This window comes from Pseudomonas sp. I2 (assembly GCF_040984075.1).
GTDB classification, from domain to species: Bacteria; Pseudomonadota; Gammaproteobacteria; order Pseudomonadales; family Pseudomonadaceae; genus Aquipseudomonas; species Aquipseudomonas guariconensis_B.
The window spans coordinates 108245-132510 of record NZ_JBCGFQ010000004.1 but is presented as its reverse complement, the minus strand read 5'-3'; the positions used below and the strand labels follow the sequence as shown (position 1 = coordinate 132510).

Sequence of the window (24266 nt, the reverse complement as noted above, 5' to 3'; positions counted from 1 at the left end):
CCCGCCCCCCACAGGGCCAGGCTTTACCAGCTGTTATCAGTCAAACGGGGCGACCTTGGTCGCCCCGTCCGGGTGTAGCATTACTCCTGCGGCGCCTCTTCGGCCCCCGCATTGTCGTCCGCCGTCTCAGGCACGTCGACTTCGACGCCCTCCTCGTCCGCTTCGATGACGTCATCGAAATCGTCCTCGGACGGCTCCTGGATACGCTCCACGCCCACCAGGGTCTCGTCGGTGGCCAGCTTGATCAGGGTCACGCCCTGGGTGTTGCGGCCCAGGCTGGAGACCTCGCCGACACGGGTACGCACCAGGGTGCCCTGGTCGGAGATCAGCATGATCTCCTCGCCTTCCTGCACCTGGATGGCGCCGATCAGGTTGCCGTTGCGCCCCTTGGTACCCATGGCGATCACGCCCTGACCACCACGGCCGCGACGCGGGAACTTGGACAACGGCGTGCGCTTGCCGAAGCCGCGCTCGGAGGCGGTGAGGATCTGCGCGCCGGACTCGGGGATGAGCATGGAGATCACCTGCTGGCCCTTGCCCAAGCGCATGCCGCGCACGCCGCGGGCGTTACGGCCCATCTCGCGGACCGCGCTCTCGGCGAAGCGGATCACCTTGCCGGCGTCGGAGAACATCATGACTTCCTTGGCACCGTCGGTGATGGCCGCGGCGATCAGGGTGTCGCCTTCCTTGAGCTTCAGGGCGATCAGGCCGCTGGAGCGCGGACGGGCGAACTGCACCAGCGGGGTCTTCTTCACGGTACCGGAGGCGGTGGCCATGAAGATGTAGGCGCCGGTCGGCTCGGCGGCCCATTCCGGGGTATCGCCGTCTTCCTCGTCGTTATCCTCGGCCTCGACCAGTTCGCCTTCGATCACGCTGTCGTCGGCGTCGTCCAGGTCTTCCTCGGCATCGGCGCTCTGCTGCAGGGCCTCCAGGTCGACCTGCAGCATGGCGGTGATGCGCTCACCCTCCTCCAGCGGCAGCAGGTTGACCAGTGGGCGGCCGCGGGCGGCGCGGGACGCTTCGGGGATTTCGTAGGTCTTGAGCCAATACACCTTGCCCTTGCTGGAGAACAGCAGCAGGGTCGCGTGGCTGTTGGCCACCAGCAGGTGCTCGATGTAGTCCTCGTCCTTCACGCCGGTGGCCGACTTGCCTTTGCCGCCACGGCGCTGGGCCTGGTAAGCGGACAGCGGCTGGGTCTTGGCATAGCCGCCGTGGGAGATGGTCACCACGCGCTCTTCTTCCGGGATCATGTCGCCGTAGCTGAGGTCGTGGCTGGCGTTGAGGATCTCGGTGCGGCGCACGTCGCCGTATTCGGCACGGATCGCTTCCAGTTCCTCGCGGATCACTTCCATCAGGCGCTCGGCGCTGCTGAGGATGCGGATCAGTTCGCCGATCTGTTCGAGGATCTCCTGGTACTCGGCCAGCAGCTTCTCGTGCTCCAGGCCGGTCAGGCGATGCAGACGCAGGTCGAGGATCGCCTGGGCCTGCTCCGGCGACAGGTAGTACTTGCCGTCGCGCAGGCCGTACTGCTCCGGAAGGTCTTCCGGGCGGCAGGCCTCGGCACCGGCGCGCTCGACCATCACCTGCACGGCGCTGGATTCCCAGGCGGTGCTGACCAGGGCCTCCTTGGCCTCGGACGGGGTCGGCGAGGCCTTGATCAGGGCGATCACCGGGTCGATGTTGGACAGCGCCACCGCCTGGCCTTCGAGGATGTGGCCGCGCTCGCGAGCCTTGCGCAACTCGAACACGGTGCGGCGGGTCACCACTTCGCGGCGGTGACGGACGAACGCCTCGAGCAGGTCCTTGAGGTTGAGTAGGCGCGGGCGACCGTCGATCAGGGCGACGATGTTGATGCCGAACACGCTCTGCAGTTGGGTCTGGGCGTAGAGGTTGTTGAGCACCACCTCCGGCACCTCGCCACGGCGCAGCTCGATGACGATGCGCATGCCTTCCTTGTCGGACTCGTCGCGCAGCTCGGTGATGCCTTCGATCTTCTTCTCTTTCACCAGCTCGGCGATCTTCTCGATCAGCCGTGCCTTGTTCAACTGGTAGGGCAGCTCGGTGATGACGAGCTGCTGGCGGCCGCCGGCCTTGTCGATGTCCTCGACCTCGGAGCGGGCACGCATGTAGATACGGCCACGGCCGGTGCGATAGGCCTCGATGATGCCGGCGCGGCCGTTGATCAGGCCGGCAGTGGGGAAGTCAGGGCCGGGGATGAACTGCATCAGCTCGTCGACGGTGACCTCGGGGTTGTCGATCAGCGCCAGGCAGCCATCGATGACCTCGCCGAGGTTGTGCGGCGGGATGTTGGTCGCCATGCCCACGGCGATACCGCTGGAGCCGTTGACCAGCAGGTTGGGGATCTTGGTCGGCATGACCGCCGGGATCTGCTCGGTGCCGTCGTAGTTGGGCACCCAGTCGACGGTTTCCTTGTGCAGGTCGGCCAGCAGTTCGTGGGCCAGCTTGGTCATGCGTACTTCGGTGTATCGCATGGCTGCGGCGTTGTCGCCGTCCACCGAACCGAAGTTGCCCTGACCGTCGACCAGCAGGTAGCGCAGCGAGAACGGCTGGGCCATGCGCACGATGGTGTCGTAGACCGCGTTGTCGCCGTGGGGGTGGTATTTACCGATGACGTCACCGACCACACGGGCGGACTTCTTGTACGGCTTGTTCCAGTCGTTGCCCAGTTCGCTCATCGCGTACAGCACGCGGCGATGCACGGGCTTCAAGCCATCACGCGCATCGGGCAGCGCTCGCCCGACAATCACGCTCATCGCGTAGTCGAGGTAAGACTGTCTCAGTTCGTCTTCGATATTGACCGGGAGGATTTCTTTGGCCAGTTCGCCCATGAGAAGCCTGATTCCTTTTTCTGGTGAAACTTCGTCGTTTCCCTCGGAGGACGAACGAAGCTCGCCGCCGCAGCGCACAGTGGTGCGACGACTTACGACAAATCAATGAGTTGAGCCATGGATCTGCGCAATGAGAGCCGCTGCATTGGGCGGCCCTGGAAACTGTCGGATGGTATCACAAAGGCAGAGATCGAGCGACATGCTCGAAGCCTCCAGCGGCAAGCTGGAAACCCGCCGCTCAGTGCAACCGCTTGCGGCACATCAGTTGCGCCAGCTTCGCGGTGTCTGGCCGCTCGACCACACCTTTCTCGGTCACGATCACATCGACCAGGTCCGCCGGAGTCACATCGAACACCGGATTGAACACCTCGGCCTCGGCCGCCACCCGATTGCCGGCCACGTCCAGCAACTCATCGGCATCGCGCTCCTCCAGCGGGATGTCGTCGCCCGTGGCCAGGTTCAGATCGATGCTGGTGCTCGGCGCCACCACCATGAAGCGCACGCCATGGTGCATGGCGCTCACCGCTAGCTGGTAGGTGCCGATCTTGCTGGCCACGTCGCCATTGGCGGCGATGCAGTCGGCCCCCACCACCACCCAGGTGATGCCCTTGGTCTTCATCAGGTGGGCCATCGCCGCGTCGGCGAACAGCGTCGCGGGAATGCCCTCGCGAGCCAGCTCCCAGGCGGTCAGGCGCGAGCCCTGCAGCCAGGGACGGGTCTCGCTGGCGTAGACCCGCTCGACCATGCCCTCCAGATAGGCCGCGCGGATCACCCCCAGCGCGGTGCCGAAGCCACCGCTGGCCAGCGCGCCGGCATTGCCGTGGGTCAGCAAGGCCTGTTCGTTGCCCTGGTGCCGGCGGATCAGCTCGATGCCATGCTGGGCCATGGTCAGGTTGGCTTCGCGGTCGCTCTCGTGGATGGCCATCGCCTCGGCCTCCAGGGCTGCCAGCGCGTCTTCCTCGGCACGCAGGCGCTGCAGGCGTTCGCGCATGCGGTTGAGGGCCCAGAACAGGTTGGCAGCGGTCGGCCGCGCCTCGGCCAGGCAGAGGAAGTCCTCTTCCAGCGCCTGCTCCCAGTCGTCGCCCTCGGCCAGGCGCTGGCGCAAGGCCAGGACCAGGCCGTAGGCGGCACTGATGCCGATGGCCGGGGCGCCACGCACCGCCATGCCGCGGATCGCCTCGGCGACCGCCGCGACATCGGTGCAGGTCAGCCAGCATTCCCGGGACGGCAGCAAGCGCTGGTCGAGCAGGTGCAAGGCGCCGTCGTGCCAGCGGATGCCGGTCACCTTCTCCGCCGCCAAAAGTTGCTCACGCATCGCCTCTCCCCAACGTCTGGACATAAAAAGCGGACGATTATAGCGAGCCTCGGCCGCAGACGCTCGGGTATACTGCGCGTTCCGCCGAATCGCCCAGGTACCACGCATGCCCACAGCCCCCTCCCCCCTCGACCTGCTGCTCGTTCCACAATGGCTGGTGCCCGTGGAACCGGCCGGTGTGGTGCTGGAGGGCCATGCGCTGGGCGTGCGCGACGGGCGGGTCGCCTGGATCGGCCCCCGCGAGCGGGCACCCCAGGCCCACGCGGTACGCGAGCTGCCCGACTGCCTGCTGTGCCCCGGCCTGGTCAACGCCCATGGTCACGCCGCCATGACCCTGCTGCGCGGGCTGGCCGACGACTTGCCGCTGATGACCTGGCTCGAGCAGCACATCTGGCCGGCCGAGGGCCGCTGGGTCGACGAAGCGTTCGTGCGCGACGGCACCGACCTGGCCATCGCCGAGCAACTCAAGGGCGGCATCACCTGCTTCGCCGACATGTACTTCTTCCCCCGGGAGGCCTGCGACCGGGTGCACCGCAGCGGCATCCGTGCCCAGGTCGCCGTGCCCTTGCTGGACTTCCCCATCCCCGGCGCACGCACGCCCGAGGAGGGCCTGCACCTGGCCATCGAGCTGTTCGGCGACCTGCGCCACCATCCGCGCATCAGCATCGCCCTGGGGCCGCACGCGCCCTACACGGTCAACGACGAGAACCTGGAGAAGATCCGCGTCATCGCCGACCAACTGGACGCGCCCCTGCACATGCACATCCACGAGACCGCCGGCGAGGTCGAGCGGGCCCTGGCCGAACGTGGCGAACGTCCACTGGCGCGCCTGGCCCGCCTCGGCCTGCTCGGCCCGCGCCTGCAGGCAGTGCACATGACCCAGGTCAGCGACGAGGACCTGGCCCTGCTGGTAGAAAGCGACACCAGCGTGGTGCACTGCCCCGAGTCCAACCTCAAGCTGGCCAGCGGCTTCTGCCCGGTCGAACGCCTGTGGCTGGCCGGGGTCAACGTGGCAGTAGGCACCGACGGCGCGGCCAGCAACAACGACCTCGACCTGCTCGGCGAAACCCGCACCGCGGCCCTGCTGGCCAAGGCGGTGGCGGGCTCGGCCACGGCCCTGGACGCCCATCGGGCGCTGCGCATGGCGACCCTCAACGGCGCCCGCGCCCTGGGCCTGGAGGCCGTCACCGGCTCGCTGGAGGTGGGCAAGGCCGCCGACCTGGTGGCCTTCGACCTGTCGGGCCTGGCCCAGCAGCCGGTACACGACCCGGTTTCGCAACTGATCTACGCAACAGGCCGCGACTGCGCGCGGCACGTCTGGGTGGCCGGCCAGCAATTGCTCGACGACCGCCGCCTGACCCGGATGGACGAACAGGCCCTGACGGCCACCGCCCGCGCCTGGGGCGCGCGCATCGCAGGCAAGGAATGACCGGCCGGCAGCCACGGCTGCCGCCCTGTGACACTTTTATCGAAGATTCAGAGGACTGTTCCATGAGCAACGTCGACCACGCCGAAATCGCCAAGTTCGAAGCCTTGGCCCACCGCTGGTGGGACCGCGAAAGCGAATTCAAGCCGCTGCACGACATCAACCCGCTGCGGGTCAACTGGATCGACGAGCGCGCCAGCCTCGCCGGCAAGAAGGTGCTGGACGTCGGCTGCGGCGGCGGCATCCTCAGCGAGGCCATGGCCCTGCGTGGCGCCACCGTCACCGGCATCGACATGGGCGAGGCGCCGCTGGCCGTAGCCCAGCTGCACCAACTGGAGTCGGGCGTGGAGGTCGAATACCGGCAGATCACCGCCGAGGCCCTGGCCGAGGAAATGCCCGGCCAGTTCGACGTGGTCACCTGCCTCGAGATGCTCGAGCACGTGCCGGATCCGTCCTCGGTGATCCAGGCCTGCCAACGCCTGGTCAAGCCCGGTGGCCAGGTGTTCTTCTCGACCATCAACCGCAACCCCAAGGCCTACCTGTTCGCCATCATCGGCGCCGAATACGTCATGAAGCTGCTGCCACGTGGCACCCACGACTTCAAGAAGTTCATCCGCCCCTCGGAGCTGGGCGCCTGGAGCCGCACTGCCGGCCTTGAAGTGAAGGACATCATCGGCCTGACCTACAACCCGCTGACCAAGCACTACAAGCTCAGCGGCGACGTCGACGTCAACTACATGATCCAGACCCTGCGCGAGGAATGAGCATGCGTTTGCGAGCAGTACTCTTCGACATGGACGGCACCCTGCTGGACACGGCGCCGGACTTCATCGCCATCTGCCAGGCCATGCTGGCAGAGCGCGGCCTGCCAGCCATCGATGACAAGCGCATCCGCGACGTGATCTCCGGCGGCGCCCGGGCGATGGTCGCGGCGACCTTCGCCATCGACCCTGAAGACGAAGGTTTCGAGGCCCTGCGCCTGGAGTTCCTCGAACGCTACCAGCGCGACTGCGCGGTGCACAGCCGCCTGTTCGACGGCATGGCCGAGCTGCTGGCCGACATCGAGAAAGGCAACCTGTTGTGGGGCGTGGTGACCAACAAGCCGGTGCGTTTCGCCGAGCCGATCATGCAGCGCCTGGGCCTGGCCGAGCGTTCGGCATTGCTGATCTGCCCGGACCACGTGAAGAACAGCAAGCCCGACCCGGAGCCGCTGATCCTGGCCTGCAAGACACTGAACCTGGACCCGGCCAGCGTGCTGTTCGTCGGCGACGACCTGCGCGACATCGAGTCTGGCCGCGATGCCGGCACCCGCACGGCGGCGGTCCGCTACGGCTATATTCATCCTCAGGACAACCCCAACAACTGGGGCGCTGACGTGGTGGTGGACCACCCGCTGGAACTGCGCAAGGTGATCGACAGCGCGCTCTGCGGCTGCTGATCTTCAGCCGCACGCTTCAAGCTGCAAGCTACAAGAAAGAGCAAACCGTGCAACACCCTGTTTTTTTTGCAGCTTGCCGCTTGCCGCTCCAAACCCAAGGACCCCGACATGTTCGACTACACCCCCCGCCCCGACCTGCTCAAGGGCCGGATCATCCTGGTCACCGGCGCTGGCCGCGGTATCGGTGCCGCAGCCGCCAGGGCCTATGCCGCCCTGGGCGCGACCGTGTTGCTGCTGGGCAAGACCGAGGCCAACCTCAACGAGGTCTACGACCAGATCGAGGCCGCGGGTCACCCACAGCCAGTGGTGATCCCGTTCAACCTGGAAACCGCCCTGCCCCACCAGTACGACGAGCTGGCGGTGATGATCGAGGAGCAGTTCGGCCGCCTCGACGGCCTGCTCAACAACGCTTCGATCATCGGCCCGCGCACGCCGCTGGAGCAGTTGTCGGGCGACAACTTCATGCGCGTGATGCACATCAACGTCAACGCCACCTTCATGCTGACCAGCACGCTGCTGCCGCTGCTCAAGCAGTCCGAGGACGCCTCGGTGGTGTTTACCTCCAGCAGCGTCGGGCGCAAGGGCCGCGCCTACTGGGGGGCCTATGGGGTATCGAAGTTCGCCACCGAAGGGCTGATGCAGACCCTGGCCGACGAACTGGAAGGTGTCGCCCCGGTACGGGCCAACAGCATCAACCCAGGCGCCACCCGCACCGCCATGCGCGCCCAGGCCTACCCTAGCGAGAACCCACAGAACAACCCGCTGCCCGAGGAGATCATGCCGGTCTACCTGTACCTGATGGGGCCGGACAGCGCCGGGGTGAATGGGCAGGCGTTCGACGCGCAATAGGGCATTGGGGCCTTGGCAAAGGCAGGCCCCCTGGCCTCACCCCGCCGCCAACGCCGGCCGCGCCCTCCCTGGCTGGCGCTGTTTCTCCAACTGCATGCAATGCTCCAGAAACAGGTACATGCAGTCATAGCTCTTGCAGATCGCCTTGCGCAGTTCGTCGCGCAAGGCCGGCGCCGGGCGCTCGCCCACCAGCGTGCAGATGATCTCCAGCGCCTCCCACGGGTGGGCATCGTCGTACTGGGCATGCATCCTCAGCCACTTCATGGCGCGCTTGCGCTGGTCCTCGGGAAAGCCCTGGGCGTAGGTGTCGGACGAACAGACAAGCGCCGCCCACTCCCCCGTCGCCCCCTCGATGGCGTAGTTGGTGGCAGCCATGGCGATCGCCAGGGGCTCGGTGGTACACACCCGCCAGCACCAGTCGTTGAGGGCATTGAGCTGGGGCGCCACCTCCTGAGCCTGCAGCTCGGCCAAGCTGATGCCATGGGCTTGGCACCAGTGCAGCCAGTAGTCGGCATGGTTGAGCTCGACCCGGATGTTGCGCATCAGCCAACGCCGCGCCATGTCCTCGCCCGGGTGGCGGGCATAGCGGGTCTTGGTCAGGTTGTGGGCCATGTACAGGGAGAACTGCTCGACCACCGGCCAGCCCCCGACCAGGTACTGGCGCAGGGTCGCAGGCCTTAGCCGGCCATCGCGCAGGCGCTGGTAGAGCTCGTGCCCCACCACCCGCTGCTTGCTTTCATGGCATCGCTCGAGCAGTTGCTGGGCCCAGTCGGGATAGCTGGCAGGGTCCATCAGCGGCCCGATCCGTACGAATGCGTCCATCACTTTCAGCTCCTTAGGTTCCTTGTGATTTTCCGGACAGGTGTTTCAGCGAAAGGTCCCAGGCGCCCGGTGTAACAGGGGCTTCGCGGCAATCCGTTGGCGCTGCAGGCTGTCGCAGGTGAACACCTGCGGGCGCTCGATCAGGTAGCCCTGGGCGTAGTCCACGCCGATCTCCTGCAGCGCCTGCTCGATCAATGGCGTCTCGACGAACTCGGCAATGGTGCGCTTGCCCATGACGTGGCCGATATGATTGATGACCTCGACCATGGCACGGTTGACCGGGTCATCCAGCATGTCCTTGACGAAACTGCCGTCGATCTTCAGGAAGTCTACGGGCAAGTGCTTCAGGTAGGCGAATGACGACATGCCCGCGCAGAAGTCGTCGAGGGAGAACCGGCAACCCAACCCCTTCAATTCGTTGATGAAGCGAATGGCACTGCCGAGGTTGGCGATGGCGATGGTTTCGGTGATCTCGAAACAGATCAGCCGTGGCGGTATGCCGAACTCGCCGAACAACCGCTGCAGGTATTCGAGGAAGTTGTCGTCGCCGATGCTCGACCCCGACAGGTTGATCGCGCACATCGCCAGCGGCCCCTCCCGGCCTTCGTCCAGGCACTGGCGGATGACCTGGAACACATTGCGCACCACCCAGCGGTCCAGAGCAGTCATCAAGCCATAGCGCTCGGCAGCGGGGATGAAGCTGTCGGGCAGGATGGTGCGGCCACTTTCGTCGTGCAGGCGCAGCAGGATCTCCACATGGCCCGGCCCCTCCAGGGCCTTGAGCGGGGCGATCTCCTGGGCATAGAGGCAGAAGCGGTTTTCTTCCAGAGCCAGGTGCAGGCGCTGGATCCAGGCCATCTCGCCAAAGCGCAGGGACAGCTCGCTGTCGTCGGCATGGTACACCTGGACCCGGTTGCGTCCTTTCTCCTTGGCCATGTAGCAGGCCATGTCGGCAGCGCGCAGGGATGCCTCCAGGGTGCCCGGTGCCTGGGTGACATGCACCAGGCCGATACTCACGGTGGTGACGAACGGCCGCCCCTTCCAGACGAAGTGCAGGCTCTGTACGCTCTGGCGCAGTTGTTCGGCAATGCGTTCGGCATGCTCCGGCGGACAGTTCACCAGCAGGACGCCGAACTCGTCGCCCCCCAGCCGCGCCAGGGTATCGCCCTCGCGCAGGCCAGCCTGCAACACCGCACAGATATGCCGCAGCAGCTCGTCGCCGGCGGCATGGCCACAGGTGTCGTTGACCAGCTTGAACTGGTCCAGGTCGAGAAACATCAGCGAATGCCGCCCGCTCTGGCGCGCCAGGCCATTGAGCGCCTGCTCCAGGCGATATTCGAACTCGCGACGGTTGGCCAGGCCGGTCAGGGCATCGTGGGTCGCCTGCCAGGACAGGTTGGCGATGTACTGGCGCTCCTGGGTCATGTCGTGCAGGGCCAGCACGATACCGCTGACCTGGCCATCGGTGAGGATCGGCGAACCGACCAGGTTGATCGACACCGTGCTGCCGTCCAGGCGCTGGATCAGCCGGGCATGCTCCGAGTCCCCTTTCAGGCTGCCGCTGAGGACCTGCTCGACCAGGGTACGGCTGTCGTGCTCGGCCTGCTCGTCGACCAGGCTGAACAAGGCCGCCAGCGGCAGGCCCTGGGCATGGCCGGCCTGCCAGTGGGTCAACTGCTCGGCGGCCGGGTTCATGTAGACGATGCAGCCCTCGACATCGGTGGTGATCACCGCGTCACCGATCGATTGCAGGGTGATCTGCGCCCGCTCCCGCTCTGCCTGCAAGGCCGTGGCGAAGGCCTGGCGCTGGGCCAGCAACTTGCCCGAACGCCGCCAGGCCAGGGCGATGAGGAACAGCGCGGTGGCCAGGTTAGTGATCAGCAACACCCGCAACAACATCCGCGAGCCCTCTCCCAGCGCATCGCTGAATGCCTTGGAGGCTGGGGTCACGCCTTCGTTGATGGCGACGATACGCGCCTTCCAGGCGTCCACCTGGTGCGCAGGGACCTGGCCCTGGGCGAAGCCGTCACGCATCTCCGTGGCGAGGGTGTCCAGCTGGCGCAGGTAGTCGTCGCCGATATCCCAGTAGGCGATGGCCGTTTCCATGTAGCTGATGTGGCGGAAGTTGCGGTAGAACCAGATGATCCGATCGACATCGTCCGGATGGTTGCCGCCCTGCAGGATACCGTTGCGCGCCGCCACCAGGTCGGGGCTGGCCTGATCCAGCGCCAGGCGCAGCTCATGGTCGCCCTGGGGCACGGCGATGGCCTGCCGGTAGCGCTGGAACATGCGCTCGTCGCGGTTGTCAGCGTACCGGTCGAGGTAGTAGATAGCGTCCTTCTGCGCCTTGGACCACAGGCTTTCGCCGGCCACGTAGGCGCGTACCGCCGACAAGGCATAGAGGCTGATGCTGCCGAGCAGCACCTGGAAGACCACGATGGCGATGAATGGCCAGATGATGCCCAGCAACCTGGGGGCTTCGAGTGTGCGAGTTCCCTTCATGTAGTCCCTGTCGTAGAGCGGATCAGACTGGGTCGATCCAGACAAGCACAGCGTAGGCGATTTGCCACGGTTTTGAAGGGCTTTTTGCTGGCCTGCGCTGGCTCATTCGGGGCGATCCGGCAAACTCGCTCGAGCCGTTCACAACATTCGACGTCCATTTGGGGCCGCATCGCGCCCCACTGCCAGGCATGCAGGGTCTAGCCCCAGGAACCTCAGCTCTGCTGCAAATGCCCATACAGCTTGGCGTACAACCCGCCCTCGGCGATCAGTTGCTGGTGATCGCCCTCCTCGGCGACGTGCCCGCCATCGAACACCAGCACCCGGTCGGCCTGCTTCACCGCCGACAGGCGGTGGGCGATGATCAGTGTGGTGCGGCCGCTGAGAAAACGCGCCAGGGCCTGGTGCAGGTTGTATTCGGTGGCGGCGTCGAGGGCCGAGGTGGCTTCGTCGAGGATCACCACCTTGGGCTCGGCCAGCACCATGCGGGCGATCGCCAGGCGCTGGCGCTGGCCGCCCGACAGCCGTACCCCGGAACGCCCCACCACGCTGTCCAGCCCCTGGGGCAACGCAGCGATGGTGGCGTCCAGCTGGGCGATGCGCAGCGCCTGCCAGCAGGCGTCGTCGCTGCACTCGCGGCCCATGGTCAGGTTGGCGCGCACGCTGTCGTTGAACAGCGCCGGATGCTGCAGCACCACCGCGACGTTCTCGCGCAGGGTCTCCAGGCCGATCTCCTGGAGGCTGGCGCCACCGAAGCGGATGGTCCCGCCCTGGGCGCTGTACAACCCCAGCAGCAATTGCACCAGGGTGCTCTTGCCACCACCGCTGGCGCCGACGATGGCCACCTTCTCGCCCGGGGCGATGGACAAGTCCAGGTGCTCCAGCACCGGCTCTTCGGCATAGGCGAAACGCAGGTCGCGCACCTCGATGCCGACCGTCTCGCGCCCGGCGAACGGGTCGCTGGCGGCCGGGTAGCGCGGCTCGTCGGCCCGCGCCAGCAGTTCGTTGAGCCGGCTCAGGGCGCCGCCGGCGGCGTAGTAGGCATACTGCAGGTTGAGCAGTTGTTCGACCGGCCCGATCATGAACCACAGGTAGCTGAACACCGCCAGCATCTGGCCGATGGACAGGTCGGAGAACAGCACCGTGAGCATGGCCGCGGCCCGGAAGATATCGATGCCGAACTGGAACAGCAGGCCACTGGCACGCCCGCTGGCGTCGCTCTTCCATTGCGAGGCCACGGCATAGTCGCGCACTTCACGGGCGCGCAGGCCAAGACGGCCGAGGAAATAGCCCTGGCGGTTGCCGGCGCGGATCTCCTGGATGGCATCGAGGGTCTCGGCCAGGGCCTGGGTGAAACGCGCAGTGCTGTCGTTCTCCAGCTTCTTCAAGTGCTTGACGCGCTTGCCCAACTGCACGGTGAAGTAGATCACCAGCGGGTTGAACAGCAGGATCAGCAGGGCCAGTTGCCAATGCATCCAGATCAGGATCGCAGCGGTGCCGGTCAGGGTCAGCACGGCGACCAGGAAACGGCTCAAGGTCTCGCCGACGAACTTGTCCAGGGTGTCCAGGTCGGTGACCAGGTGCGTGGTCACCGTGCCGCTGCCCAGGCTCTCGTACTCCTTGAGGGAAATGCGTTTGAGCCGCTCGATCAAGCGGATGCGCAGGCGGTAGACGATGTCCTTGGCCAGGCCGGCGAACAGCTTGGCCTGGACCACGTTGAAGGCCAGCGCGGCCAGGCGCAGCCCGAGCGTGGCCACGAGCATCAGGCCGATATAGCCGGCTGCCACCTGCCAGCCGGTCGGCAACAGGTGATTCATCCATTTCAGCGCCGCATCGCCATGCCCCAGCAGCACTTCGTCCACCAGCAGGGGCAGCAACAAGGGGATCGGCACGCTGCACAGGGCTGCGAGCACCGCCACCAGGTTGGCGCTCCACAGGGCTTTGCGGTGATGCAGGGCCAGGCGGCGGATTTCCGCCCAGCTCAATCGATCGGCCACGGCGGGGGCGCTCCCCGGCACAGGGTCGGACGACCCTGGCAGGTCAAGCACAGACGGCCTGCTGCAGCCAGCGGCCGAGCAAGGGCTGCAAGCGCTCGAGCGGCTGGTAGCCATTGGTCAGCAGGGCCAGCTGGCCGTTGCGCTCGGCCAGCAGGGTCGGGAAGCCGGCGATACCCAGGCCCTGCACCCAGCTGAAGTCGGCCGCGGTGGCGGCGCGCGTCTCGGCGTGGGTGAAGGCCTCGGCGAAACGCCCGCGGTCGAAGCCGCAACGCTCGGCCAGCGCTACCAGTTGCGGGGCACAGGTGATGTCCACGCCCTGCTCGTAGAAGGCCTGCTGGATCAGTGCCAGCAACGACCAGGTGCGCTCGGCGTCGAGTTCACGGGCCGCGACCAGGGCGCGGCAGGCGGGCTCGGTGTCGTAGACGAAGCCATCGGGCATGGCGCCCTCGAAACGAAACGCCTGGCCGGTGGCCTCGGCCACTGCCTGCCAATGCTCGAGGATGTAGCGACGGGTCGCGGCATCCAGGGCGCTGCCGCCGGAGCGCAAACCACCGGGCACCAGGCGCGTCGGCACGCCGGCCTCGCGCGCCTGGGCGATCAGCGCCTCGGCCACCGGCGCGAAGCCCCAGCACCAGGAGCACATCGGGTCCATCACATAGAGCAGGCGTGCGGACATGCGTCAGGCCTCGGCTTTGTAGTTGTAACCGATCGGGTGGGGCTGGTTGCGCGCCTTGGCCAGCTCGATCTGCTTCTGCCGGTCGATGGCGCTGCGCCGGGTCTTCTCGCTCAGGCTGTCCCAGCAGTGCGGACAGCTGATGCCTGGCGAATAGTGCTCGGACGCACGGTCCTCCACGCTGATCGGATGGCGGCAGGCATGGCACTGGTCGTAGTCGCCTTCGGACAGGTCATGGCGCACCGTGACGCGGTTGTCGAAGACGAAGCAGTCGCCGTCCCAGAGGCTTTCTTCCTGAGGCACTTCTTCGAAGTATTTCAGGATGCCACCCTTGAGATGATAGACCTCCTCGAAGCCTTCGCCGAGCATGTAGCTGGAGGCTTTCTCGCAACGGATGCCGCCGGTGCAGAACATCGCCACCTTCTTGTGCTTGCTGGGGTCGAAGTTGGCCTTGATGTACTCGGGGAACTGACGGAAGGTCTCGGTCTTCGGGTCGATGGCGCCCTTGAAGGTGCCGATGGCCACTTCGTAGTCGTTGCGGGTGTCGATCAGCAGCACTTCAGGGTCGCTGATCAGGGCGTTCCAGTCCTTCGGCTCGACGTAGGTACCGACCTTGTGATTGGGGTCCACGCCCGGCACGCCGAGGGTGACGATCTCTTTCTTGAGCTTGACCTTGGTGCGGTAGAACGGCTGCTCGTCGCAATAGGATTCCTTGTGGTCGACATCCACCAGGCGCGGGTCGCTACGCAGCCAGGCGAGCAGCGCGTCGATGCCTTCGCGGGTGCCCGAGACCGTACCGTTGATACCTTCGACGGCCAGCAGCAGGGTGCCTTTGACGCCGTTGTCGAGCATGGTCTTGAGCAGTGGCTCGCGCAGTTCGACGTAGTCTTCCAGGGTGACGAACTTGTACAGCGCCGCCACGACGATAGCTTGGGTCATGAAACGATTCTCCAGGTGGTCGCCCTCGCAAAGGGCGGACCGGATGACAGGTGGTGCGGGTTGGTTCAGGGCGCGGTGCACCCCTTTCGCGACACAAAGCCGCTCCTCCAGGTACCGCGCGGTACCTGGAGGAGCGGCTTTGTGTCGCGAAAGGACCGCGCAGCGGCCCCGATAATCGACGCGGGAGTCTACCAGAATCCCGGAAAGGATTCAGTGCCTGCCGCCAGCGCACACCGGCGATGCCGGCGCTGCGCCGACCTGGGCCCACTCCTCGGGCGTGTAGGTATGGATCGCCAGGGCGTGGATCTGGCTCATCAGCTCAGCCATGGTGGCGTAGACCTTCTGGTGGCGCTTGACGCTGTTCAGGCCCTCGAACTGCTCGCTGACGATCACCGCCTTGTAGTGGGTTTCCTGGCCACGGCTGTGCATGTGGCTCTCGTCGAGCACTTCCAGATGGCGTGGGCCGAGGGCAGCCAGTTGCTGCTCGATGCGTTGCTGCATGCTCATGGGTGTCGCACTCACTTCTTCGCTGGCGCGGCCTTGCCGGCGTTCGGGTCGAGTTCCTTGGTCATGTCCTCGAGCAGCTTGTTGACCACCGGTACCGCCGGCTCCAGCTTGGCCTGGGTCAGCTGGGCCGACTGCTGGGTGACCTTGGGCATCTCGCGCATGACCTTGCGGCCCAGCGGCGACTCATAGAACTTGACCAGGTCCTTGAGCTCGGCCTCGGTGAAGGTGTCGGTGTACAGCTTGACCATGTCGGGCTTGATCTTGCTCCAGCCGATGGCGTTGTCCAGGGCGGCATTGGCCTTGGCCTGGTAGCTCTCCAGCACGGCCTGCTTGGAGGTCGGCGCCTTGGTCTGGGCGAAACGCTGGGCGAACATCTGCTGGACCTGCATGTACACCGGGGTGCCCAGCTTGTCGGCATTGGCCAGGACCAGGAATTTTTCTGCGCTGGCGTTGTGGCTGGCGGTGGCGGCGAGGACCTGGCCGCTGGCACAGACCAGGGCGACGGCGGCGCAGAGGGCACGGAGACGGGTCATTGCAATTCCTTCATGAGAGAGGGAGGCGGATACCTCAGAGTAGAGCATTCTGCGCCGCGGCGGGCGCCCTGCTCAAGTGGCACGACGAGCGATGGAACCGCTCTGTCGAATCAGGGCCTAAACTGCGGTTTCGAACCCGCAAAGGAGTGAACGCAGCATGAGCCGTATCGAGACAGACAGCCTGGGCCCGGTCGAAGTTCCAGAGGACGCCTACTGGGGCGCGCAGACCCAGCGTTCGCTGATCAACTTCGCCATCGGCAAGGAGCGCATGCCCCTGGCCGTGCTGCATGCCCTGGCGCTGATCAAGAAAGCCGCGGCACGGGTCAACGACCGCAATGGCGACCTGCCGGCCGACATCGCCCGGCTGATCGAACAGGCTGCCGACGAAGTGCTCGCCGGCCAGCACGACGACCAGTTCCCGCTCGTCGTCTGGCAGACCGGTAGCGGCACCCAGAGTAACATGAACGTCAACGAGGTGATCGCCGGGCGCGCCAACGAACTGGCCGGCAAGGGCCGTGGCGGCAAGGCGCCAGTGCACCCCAACGACCACGTCAATCGCTCGCAGAGCTCTAACGACTGCTTCCCCACCGCCATGCACATCGCCGCGGTACAGGCGGTGCAGGAGAAACTCCTGCCGGCGATCGCCGAACTGTCCTCGGGGCTGGCGGAGCTGTCGGCGCGCCACCAGCACCTGGTCAAGACTGGCCGCACGCACATGATGGACGCCACGCCGATCACCTTCGGCCAGGAGGTGTCGGCCTTCGTCGCCCAGCTCGACTATGCCCAGCGGGCTATCCGTGCCACCCTGCCAGCGGTCTGCGAGCTGGCCCAGGGCGGGACCGCCGTGGGCACCGGCCTGAATGCCCCGCATGGCTTCGCCGAGGCCGTGGCCGCCGAGCTGGCGGCGCTGTCCGGGCTGCCGTTCGTCACCGCGCCGAACAAGTTCGCCGCCCTCGCCGGCCATGAGCCGCTGACCAGCTTGGCCGGAGCCCTCAAGACCCTGGCCGTGGCCCTGATGAAGATCGCCAACGACCTGCGTCTGCTCGGTTCAGGCCCACGCGCGGGGCTTGCCGAGGTGCGCCTGCCGGCCAACGAACCAGGCAGCTCGATCATGCCGGGCAAGGTCAACCCGACCCAGTGCGAGGCGCTCTCCATGCTGGCCTGCCAGGTGCTGGGCAACGATGCGGCGATCGGTTTCGCCGCCAGCCAGGGGCACCTGCAGTTGAACGTGTTCAAGCCGGTGATCATCCACAACCTGCTGCAGTCGATCGAGCTGCTGGCCGATGGCTGCCGCAACTTCCAGCAGCACTGCGTGGCCGGCATCGAGCCGGATGCCGAGCAGATGGCCGCGCACCTGGAGCGAGGGCTGATGCTGGTGACCGCGCTCAACCCGCACATCGGCTACGACAAGGCCGCGGAGATCGCCAAGAAGGCCTACAGCGAGGGCAAGACCCTGCGCGAGGCGGCGCTGGAGTTGAAGTACCTGACCAATGAGCAGTTCGACCAGTGGGTAAGGCCGCAGAACATGCTCGCCCCCGGTGCCAAGGGCTGAGTCTTCGTCACCTGGACGGGCGTTCAGGGCCGCTTCGCGCCCCATCGCCGGCAAGCCGGCGATGGGTTGCAAAGCAGCCCCAGGATTACAGGCCTGACCGGCGTCGGTGCCGACCCGCGCTCAGTGCACCTGAGCCAACCGCGCCCGCCGGGCCCGCCATCCGGCCACCAGCGAAGGCCCCAGGGCCACCAGCGCCGACCCGACCACGACCGTCACCGCGCCGAGATAGCCCAGGGCATTGATGTCTTCGGCATGCACATACTCCGGCCACACCCAGGCCGCCACGGCCACCGCGACGAAGGTCACCAGCGGCGTCAGGGCCAGGGTCGCGCTGACCCGCGAGGCTTCCCAATGGGCCAGGGCCTCGGCGAACGCGCCGTAGGCCACGAGGGTGTTCAGGCAGCACGCCAGCAGCAACCAGCCCTGCACGGGGGTCAGTCGCAGCGCTTCGAGCGGGTGCACCCAGGGCGTCAGTAGCAAGGCGCAGCACAGGTAGATCACCATCATCACCTGCTGGGAATGCCAGACGGTCAGCAGTTGCTTCTGGCTCAGGGCGTAGAACACCCAGATGCTGGTCGCCAGGAGGATGGTCAGCACACCGGTGGTGTAGGTGCCCAGGGAGGTCAGCAGCTCTTCCAGGCGCTGGTTGAAGAACAGGCCAAAGCCCGCCAGCAGCACCAGCAACCCCAGGCCCTGCCCCAGGCTGAAGCGCTCCTTGAACACGAACACACTGGCCACCAGCAACAGCACCGGGCCGATCTGTACCACCAGTTGCGCGGTGCCGGGGCTGAGCAGGTTCAGCCCGACCAGGTAAAGCACGTAGTTACCCATCAGGCCGCACACAGCCAGCGCCACCAGCCCCTTGCCCTTGGGCCCGAGCTTGCCGAACGACGGCAACCGCCGGTTGGCCGCCAGCCAGGCGAACAGCAGGCTGCCGGAGACCAGCAGGCGATACCAGGTGACGGTCACCGGGTCCATCACCTGCAGGACCTGCTTGAGCTTGATCGGCAGGATGCCCCAGAGCAACGCGGTCAGAAGTGCCAGGAACAGGCCATAGACCCAGCGTCCGGAAGAAATGTGCATAACGTCCTCGATCTCAAGCCCTTTGGTGGGGGTGCTGAAATTCTAAGGGTTTGCTGTGATTGGCTGGCGGGAAGTGCCTGGAAAAGATTTCATCAGGTCATTCCCCCCAGGCATGGCAGGCGGGCTGCAAGCTTGAAGCTTGAAAGCGCACCACGACTACTTCTTGTCGAATGCCGCTTCCAGCGCCTCGTTGATGGTGCGCAGTACCTTGACCCGCGCCCAGCGCTTGTCGTTGGCCTCGACCAAGGTCCAGGGCGCGATCTCGGTGCTGGTGCGATCGACCATGTCGCCCACCGCCTCGGCATAGACATCCCACTTGTCACGGTTGCGCCAGTCTTCCTCGGTGATCTTGTAGCGCTTGAAGGGAATCTGCTCGCGCTCCTCGAAACGCTCCAGCTGGGTCTGCGGGTCGATCGCCAGCCAGAACTTGACCAGCACCACGCCGGCGTTGCTCAACTGCTCCTCGAAATCGTTGATCTCGCCATAGGCGCGCATCCAGTCGGCGGGGGTGCAGAAGCCCTCGACCCGCTCCACCAGTACACGGCCATACCAGGAGCGGTCGAAGATGGTGAACTTGCCTCGCGCCGGGATGTGTCGCCAGAAGCGCCACAGGTACGGCTGGGCGCGCTCCTCCTCGGTGGGCGCGGCGACCGGCACGATGCGGTACTGGCGCGGGTCGAGCGCGGCGGCGACGCGGCGGATCGCACCGCCCTTGCCTGCCGCGTCGTTACCCTCGAACACCGCCACCAGGGCGTGGCGGCGCATCTGCTTGTGGCGCAGCAGACCGGCCAGGCGCGCCTGCTCGGTGACCAACTGCTCCTGGTAGTCGCGCTTGTCCAGGCGCTGGCTCAGGTCCAGCGCGCCGAGCAGGCTCTTCTGGTCGATGCTGCGGCCCAGGGGCGCGACGTTGCCCTTGTGCTTGCCCTTCGGCTCGCTGGCCAGGGCCGCCTGCAGGCTCTCCAGCAGGATGCGCCCCACCGCCAGGCTGCGGTAGTACGGGTCGACGCCTTCGATGATGTGCCAGGGTGCATAGTCGCGGCTGGTACGGCGCAGCACCCGCTCGCCGAAACGCACGAAGCGGTCGTAGGTCTGCGACTGCTGCCAGTCCAGCGGGCTGATGCGCCAACTGTGCAACGGGTCGTCCTTGAGCGCCTTGAGGCGAGCCTTCATCTGTTTCTTGGACAGGTGGAACCAGAACTTGATGATCAGCGCGCCCTCGTCGCAGAGCATCTGCTCCAGGCGCTCGGCCCCGGTGATGGCTTGATCGAGCACCGCGTCCTTGAACAGGCCATGGACCCGGCCTTGGAGCATCTGGCTGTACCAGTTGCCGAAGAATACCCCCATGCGCCCTTTCGGCGGCAACGCTCGCCAATAGCGCCAGGCCGGCGGCCGCGCCAGTTCCTCGTCGGTCTGCTGGTCGAAGGTGCGCACCTCGATCAGGCGGGGGTCCATCCACTCGTTGAGCAGCTTGACCGTCTCGCCCTTGCCGGCGCCCTCGACGCCGTTGATCAGCACGATCACCGGAAAGCGCGCCTGCTGCTTGAGTTCGTACTGGGCCTCGAGCAGCGCCTCGCGCAGGGCGGGCACTTCGGCGTCGAAAGCCTCCTTGTCGATGCTGTGGCCTATTTCGGCGGATTCGAACATGCTTGCCTGGGCTCCTTCAATGGATAAGCAAGACTAGCGGAAGTCGGGGCTGCAAGCTGCAAGCTGCAAGCTGCAAGCTGCAAGCTGCAAGCTGCAAGCTGCAAGCTGCAAGCTGCAAGCTGCAAGAAAGTGTAGGCCGTGCCACCATGCGCACCATCTCGTAACTTGCAGCTTGAAGCTTGCAGCTCCCCGATCACCCGCAATTGAAACGACCATGCCAGATACCCGCCTTCCCCAACACGCCCAAATCGACTGGGACGACCAGGGCCGACCTCATTCGCGGCAGTACGACGACGTCTATTTCTCCAAGAACGAGGGCGTGGCGGAGACCGAACACGTCTTCCTCGAACAGAACCACTTGCGTCAGCGCTTCGCCGAACTGGCGCCCGGCGCCTGCCTGGTGATCGGCGAGACAGGCTTCGGGACCGGCATGAATTTCTTCTGCGCCTGGCAGTTGTTCGCCGAACAGGCGCCTGACGAGGCCCGCCTGCATTTCGTCAGTGTCGAGAAGTACCCGCTCAGTCATGACGACCTCGCACGCGCCGTGCAGCTGTGGCCGGAGCTGGCGCCCTATTGGCAACCGCTGTTGGCGCAATACGTGGCGATTCATCCGGGGTTCCAGCAGTTCTCCTTCGCGGATGGGCGGGTCACCCTGACATTGCTGGTCGGCGATGCGCTCGAGCAACTGCCCCAACTCGATGCCCAGGTCGACGCCTGGTTCCTCGACGGTTTCGCCCCCGCGAAAAACCCCGACATGTGGACGCCCGAGCTGTTCGCGCAACTGGCGCGGCTATCGCACCCGGGCACCACCCTGGGCACCTTCACCACCACCGGCTGGGTCCGCCGGGGCCTGATCGCCGCAGGCTTCGCCATGCACAAGGTGCCGGGCATCGGCAAGAAATGGGAGATCATGCGCGGCGACTTCCAGGGCTGGCCCGCCGAGCAGCCCGTGCCCTCGCGGCCGGCCTCTTGGTATGCCCGCCCCCGGCCAATGCCCGGCGCACGCCAGGCCCTGGTCATCGGTGCGGGCCTGGCCGGCAGCGCCAGTGCCGCCAGCCTCGCCGCGCGCGGCTGGCAGGTCAGCGTGCTGGAGCGCCACGACGCCCCCGCCCGGGAAGCCTCCGGCAACCCCCAGGGCGTGCTGTACCTCAAGCTCTCGGCCCATGGCACCGCCCTGTCGCAGATGATCCTCGCCGGTTTCGGCTATACCCGTCGCTGGCTGCAGCGCCTGCGACGCGGCCAGGACTGGGACGCCTGTGGCGTTCTGCAACTGGCCTTCGACGCCCCGGAAGCGCAACGCCAGGCCAAGCTGGCCCAGGCCTTCGACTGCAGCCTGCTGCAGCCGCTCGACCAGGCCCAGGCCGAAACGCTGGCCGGCGTGGCCCTGCCTGCTGGCGGGCTGTTCTATCCCGAGGGCGGCTGGGTGCATCCGCCGGCCCTGTGCCAGGCGCAATTGCAGCACCCACGCATCCGCGTGCTGGCGCACCACGAGGTGATCGAGCTGCGCAAGGCCGACGGCCTGTGGCAGGCCTGGGATGGCGAGCGCCTGCTGGCCAGTGCGCCGCTGGTGGTGCTGGCCGGCGCCGCCGACGTGCGTCGTTTCGCGCCTTGCGCCGGCCTGCCGCTCAAACGTATCCGCGGGCAAGTTACCCGCCTGCCCAGCACCGAAGCCAGCCGCGCCTTGCGCACGGTGGTCTGTGCCGAAGGCTACGTGGCGCCCCCGCGCGAGGGCGAGCATACCCTGGGCGCCAGCTTCGACTTCCACAGTGACGACCTTGCGCCGACTGTCGCCGAACACCAAGGCAACTTGGCTTTGTTGGAGGCGATTTCCACCGATCTTGCCCAGCGACTGCACACCGATGAGTTAGACCCAGAACACCTGGAGGGCCGCGCGGCGTTCCGCTGCACCAGCCCCGACTACCTGCCGATCGTCGGGCCGCTGGCCGATGCCCAGGCGTTCGCCGAGGCCTATGCGGTGCTGGCCAAGGATGCCCGCCAGGTGCCCGACACCACCTGCCCGTGGCTGGAAGGGCTGTACGTGAACAGCGGGCATGGCTCGCGGGGGTTGATCACGGCGCCCTTGAGCGGTGAGCTGATCGCGGCCTGGGCCAGTGGCGAGCCCCTGCCGGTGCCTCGCGCGGTGGCCGAGGCCTGTCACCCGAATCGCTTTGCGTTGCGCAGGTTGATTCGCGGCAAGTAGGGACTCCTTGGGGGCACGAAGCGGCCCCCAACATCCACGCTTATAGCAAATCGTTCTAAAACTCTCATAAATCTCAAAGGTCGGTTCCATACCACCCCATTTCGGGGTATACCTAAAAAAGACTTCCCCAACGGCAAAACCGGTAAGGACCTATGTGCGGATTAGCAGGAGAGTTTCGTTTCACCCCCATCGACCAAGCCCCTCGCCCGGCGGATCTCGCCGCGGTGGAGCGCATGACCCATCACCTGGCACCCCGTGGCCCCGACGCCTGGGGCTTCCATAGCCAGGGCCCGATCGCCCTCGGCCACCGCCGCCTGAAAATCATGGACCTGTCCGACGGCTCGGCCCAGCCCATGATCGACAACACCCTAGGCCTGTCGCTGGCCTTCAACGGCGCCATCTACAACTTCCCGGAACTGCGCCAAGAGCTGCAGGACCTGGGCTACACCTTCTTCTCCGACGGCGACACCGAAGTGCTGCTCAAGGGCTACCACGCCTGGGGCGCGGCACTGCTGCCCAAGCTCAACGGCATGTTCGCCCTGGCCATCTGGGAGCGCGACAACCAGCGCCTGTTCCTCGCCCGCGACCGCCTCGGCGTCAAGCCCCTGTACCTGTCGCGCAATGGCGAGCGCCTGCGGTTCGCCTCGAGCCTGCCGGCGCTGCTCAAGGGCGGCGACATCGACCCGGTGCTCGACCCTGTCGCGCTCAACCACTACCTCAACTTCCACGCCGTGGTCCCTGCACCGCGCACCCTGCTGGCCAACGTGCAGAAACTCGAGCCAGGCACCTGGATGCGCCTCGACCGCCATGGCCAGGTAGAACGCCAGACCTGGTGGCAACTGCACTACGGCCCCAACCCTGACGAACAAGAGCTGGACTTGGACGACTGGACCACCCGCGTGCTCGACGCCACCCGCGATGCCGTGGCGATCCGCCAGCGCGCGGCGGTGGACGTGGGCGTGCTGCTGTCCGGTGGCGTCGACTCCAGCCTGTTGGTCGGCCTGCTGCGAGACGTCGGCGTGGACGACCTGTCGACCTTCTCCATCGGCTTCGAGGACGCCGGCGGCGAGCGCGGCGACGAGTTCCAATACTCAGACCTGATCGCCCGTCACTACGGCACCCGTCACCACCAGTTGCGCATCGCCGAAAGCGAGATCATCGAGCAGTTGCCGGCCGCCTTCCGCGCCATGAGCGAGCCGATGGTCAGCCACGACTGCATCGCCTTCTACCTGCTTTCGCGGGAGGTGGCCAAGCACTGCAAGGGCGTGCAGAGCGGCCAGGGCGCCGACGAGCTGTTCGCCGGCTATCACTGGTACCCGCAGGTCGATGGCGCCGACGATGCCTACACCGCCTACCGCGAAGCCTTCTTCGACCGCAGCCACGCCGAATACCGCGACACGGTGCTGGCGCCCTGGCTGCTGGAGACCGACGTGGCCGGCGAATTCGTCCGCGAGCACTTCGCCCGCCCCGGTGCGTCCGAGGCGGTGGACAAGGCACTGCGCCTGGACAGCACGGTGATGCTGGTGGACGACCCGGTCAAGCGCGTCGACAACATGACCATGGCTTGGGGCCTGGAGGCGCGCACGCCGTTCCTCGACTACCGCCTGGTGGAACTGTCGGCGCGCATCCCGGCACGCTTCAAGCTGCCGGACGGTGGCAAGCAGGTGCTCAAGGCCGCTGCGCGTCGGGTCATCCCCCACGAAGTGATCGATCGCAAGAAAGGCTACTTCCCGGTGCCCGGCCTCAAGCACCTGCAAGGCGCCACGCTGGACTGGGTACGCGAGCTGCTGACCGACCCGAGCCAGGACCGTGGCCTGTTCAACCCGGCGATGCTCGACCGCCTGCTGAGCAATCCCCACGGCCAGCTCACCCCGCTGCGCGGCTCCAAGCTGTGGCAACTGGCGGCCCTGAACCTGTGGCTCAGCGAACAAGGAATCTGA

At 66.3% G+C, this 24266-nt stretch carries 18 protein-coding genes; 7 read left to right on the top strand and 11 right to left on the bottom strand.

What is annotated here, in order from left to right:
- Positions 1-80: 80 nt before the first annotated feature.
- Together gyrA and mtnA are read right to left on the bottom strand one after the other, a co-directional pair.
- Entirely contained in the window at positions 81-2849 is a 2769-nt protein-coding gene (gene gyrA, locus WCE05_RS03670; RefSeq protein WP_253091272.1) for a DNA gyrase subunit A, read from the bottom strand.
- Positions 2850-3087: 238 nt separating this feature from the next.
- Positions 3088-4164, bottom strand: coding sequence for an S-methyl-5-thioribose-1-phosphate isomerase (gene mtnA / locus WCE05_RS03665; protein ID WP_253081301.1), 1077 nt, complete (start codon positions 4162-4164; stop codon positions 3088-3090).
- A gap of 106 nt (positions 4165-4270) precedes the next feature.
- Between mtnA and WCE05_RS03660 the strand changes: the two genes are divergently transcribed.
- From WCE05_RS03660 to WCE05_RS03645, 4 genes are all read left to right on the top strand, one after another.
- Positions 4271-5593 (top strand): TRZ/ATZ family hydrolase, encoded by a 1323-nt coding sequence (locus WCE05_RS03660; protein ID WP_253168329.1) that lies wholly within the window; start codon positions 4271-4273, stop codon positions 5591-5593.
- A 62-nt stretch (positions 5594-5655) separates the two neighbouring features.
- Positions 5656-6354 (top strand): bifunctional 2-polyprenyl-6-hydroxyphenol methylase/3-demethylubiquinol 3-O-methyltransferase UbiG, encoded by a 699-nt coding sequence (gene ubiG, locus WCE05_RS03655; protein ID WP_225788226.1) that lies wholly within the window; start codon positions 5656-5658, stop codon positions 6352-6354.
- Positions 6355-6356: 2 nt separating this feature from the next.
- Positions 6357-7028 carry an N-acetylmuramic acid 6-phosphate phosphatase MupP gene (gene mupP / locus WCE05_RS03650; protein WP_225788227.1) on the top strand — a complete coding sequence of 224 codons (672 nt, stop codon included), beginning with the start codon at positions 6357-6359 and terminating at the stop codon, positions 7026-7028.
- 108 nt (positions 7029-7136) lie between these two features.
- Positions 7137-7877: a YciK family oxidoreductase gene (locus WCE05_RS03645; protein ID WP_225788228.1), complete on the top strand. Its 741-nt coding sequence runs from the start codon at positions 7137-7139 to the stop codon at positions 7875-7877.
- Positions 7878-7913: 36 nt separating this feature from the next.
- Here WCE05_RS03645 and WCE05_RS03640 read toward each other — a convergent pair whose 3' ends face one another.
- The 7 genes from WCE05_RS03640 to WCE05_RS03610 all read right to left on the bottom strand — a co-directional run bounded on the left by WCE05_RS03640 (position 7914) and on the right by WCE05_RS03610 (position 15847).
- Positions 7914-8702 carry a TenA family transcriptional regulator gene (locus WCE05_RS03640; RefSeq protein ID WP_225788229.1) on the bottom strand — a complete coding sequence of 263 codons (789 nt, stop codon included), beginning with the start codon at positions 8700-8702 and terminating at the stop codon, positions 7914-7916.
- A gap of 42 nt (positions 8703-8744) precedes the next feature.
- A complete protein-coding gene (locus WCE05_RS03635; protein ID WP_225788230.1) occupies positions 8745-11201 on the bottom strand; it encodes an EAL domain-containing protein in 2457 nt (818 codons plus the stop codon).
- 212 nt (positions 11202-11413) lie between these two features.
- The gene (locus WCE05_RS03630; protein WP_253081789.1) at positions 11414-13246 is read right to left on the bottom strand and encodes an ABC transporter ATP-binding protein; all 1833 of its coding nucleotides are present in this window, start codon (positions 13244-13246) and stop codon (positions 11414-11416) included.
- Positions 13239-13871, bottom strand: coding sequence for a DsbA family protein (locus WCE05_RS03625; protein ID WP_225788232.1), 633 nt, complete (start codon positions 13869-13871; stop codon positions 13239-13241). Before WCE05_RS03625 ends, WCE05_RS03630 begins: the two co-directional genes overlap by 8 nt.
- Before the next feature lie 3 nt (positions 13872-13874).
- On the bottom strand, positions 13875-14807 hold the full coding sequence (locus WCE05_RS03620; protein WP_225788233.1) for a rhodanese-related sulfurtransferase: 933 nt from the start codon (positions 14805-14807) through the stop codon (positions 13875-13877).
- Between the two features lie 210 nt (positions 14808-15017).
- The gene (locus WCE05_RS03615; RefSeq protein WP_368815448.1) at positions 15018-15314 is read right to left on the bottom strand and encodes a BolA family protein; all 297 of its coding nucleotides are present in this window, start codon (positions 15312-15314) and stop codon (positions 15018-15020) included.
- Positions 15315-15325: 11 nt separating this feature from the next.
- Complete coding sequence (locus WCE05_RS03610) at positions 15326-15847, bottom strand: DUF2059 domain-containing protein (RefSeq protein ID WP_225788235.1); 522 nt, start codon at positions 15845-15847, stop codon at positions 15326-15328.
- A 157-nt stretch (positions 15848-16004) separates the two neighbouring features.
- Here WCE05_RS03610 and WCE05_RS03605 point away from each other — a divergent pair, with 157 nt between their 5' ends.
- Positions 16005-17399, top strand: coding sequence for a class II fumarate hydratase (locus tag WCE05_RS03605; protein ID WP_225788236.1), 1395 nt, complete (start codon positions 16005-16007; stop codon positions 17397-17399).
- A 120-nt stretch (positions 17400-17519) separates the two neighbouring features.
- Here the strand turns inward: WCE05_RS03605 and WCE05_RS03600 are convergent, their stop codons facing one another.
- Entirely contained in the window at positions 17520-18482 is a 963-nt protein-coding gene (locus WCE05_RS03600) for a DMT family transporter (RefSeq protein ID WP_225788237.1), read from the bottom strand.
- A 156-nt stretch (positions 18483-18638) separates the two neighbouring features.
- Positions 18639-20126, bottom strand: a complete 1488-nt coding sequence (gene pap / locus WCE05_RS03595; RefSeq protein WP_225788238.1) for a polyphosphate:AMP phosphotransferase — start codon at positions 20124-20126, stop codon at positions 18639-18641.
- A gap of 214 nt (positions 20127-20340) precedes the next feature.
- On the opposite strand from pap, the gene mnmC reads away from it, so the two are divergent.
- A complete protein-coding gene (mnmC, locus tag WCE05_RS03590) occupies positions 20341-22326 on the top strand; it encodes a bifunctional tRNA (5-methylaminomethyl-2-thiouridine)(34)-methyltransferase MnmD/FAD-dependent 5-carboxymethylaminomethyl-2-thiouridine(34) oxidoreductase MnmC (protein ID WP_253167946.1) in 1986 nt (661 codons plus the stop codon).
- 152 nt (positions 22327-22478) lie between these two features.
- Positions 22479-24266 carry an N-acetylglutaminylglutamine amidotransferase gene (locus WCE05_RS03585; RefSeq protein WP_225788240.1) on the top strand — a complete coding sequence of 596 codons (1788 nt, stop codon included), beginning with the start codon at positions 22479-22481 and terminating at the stop codon, positions 24264-24266.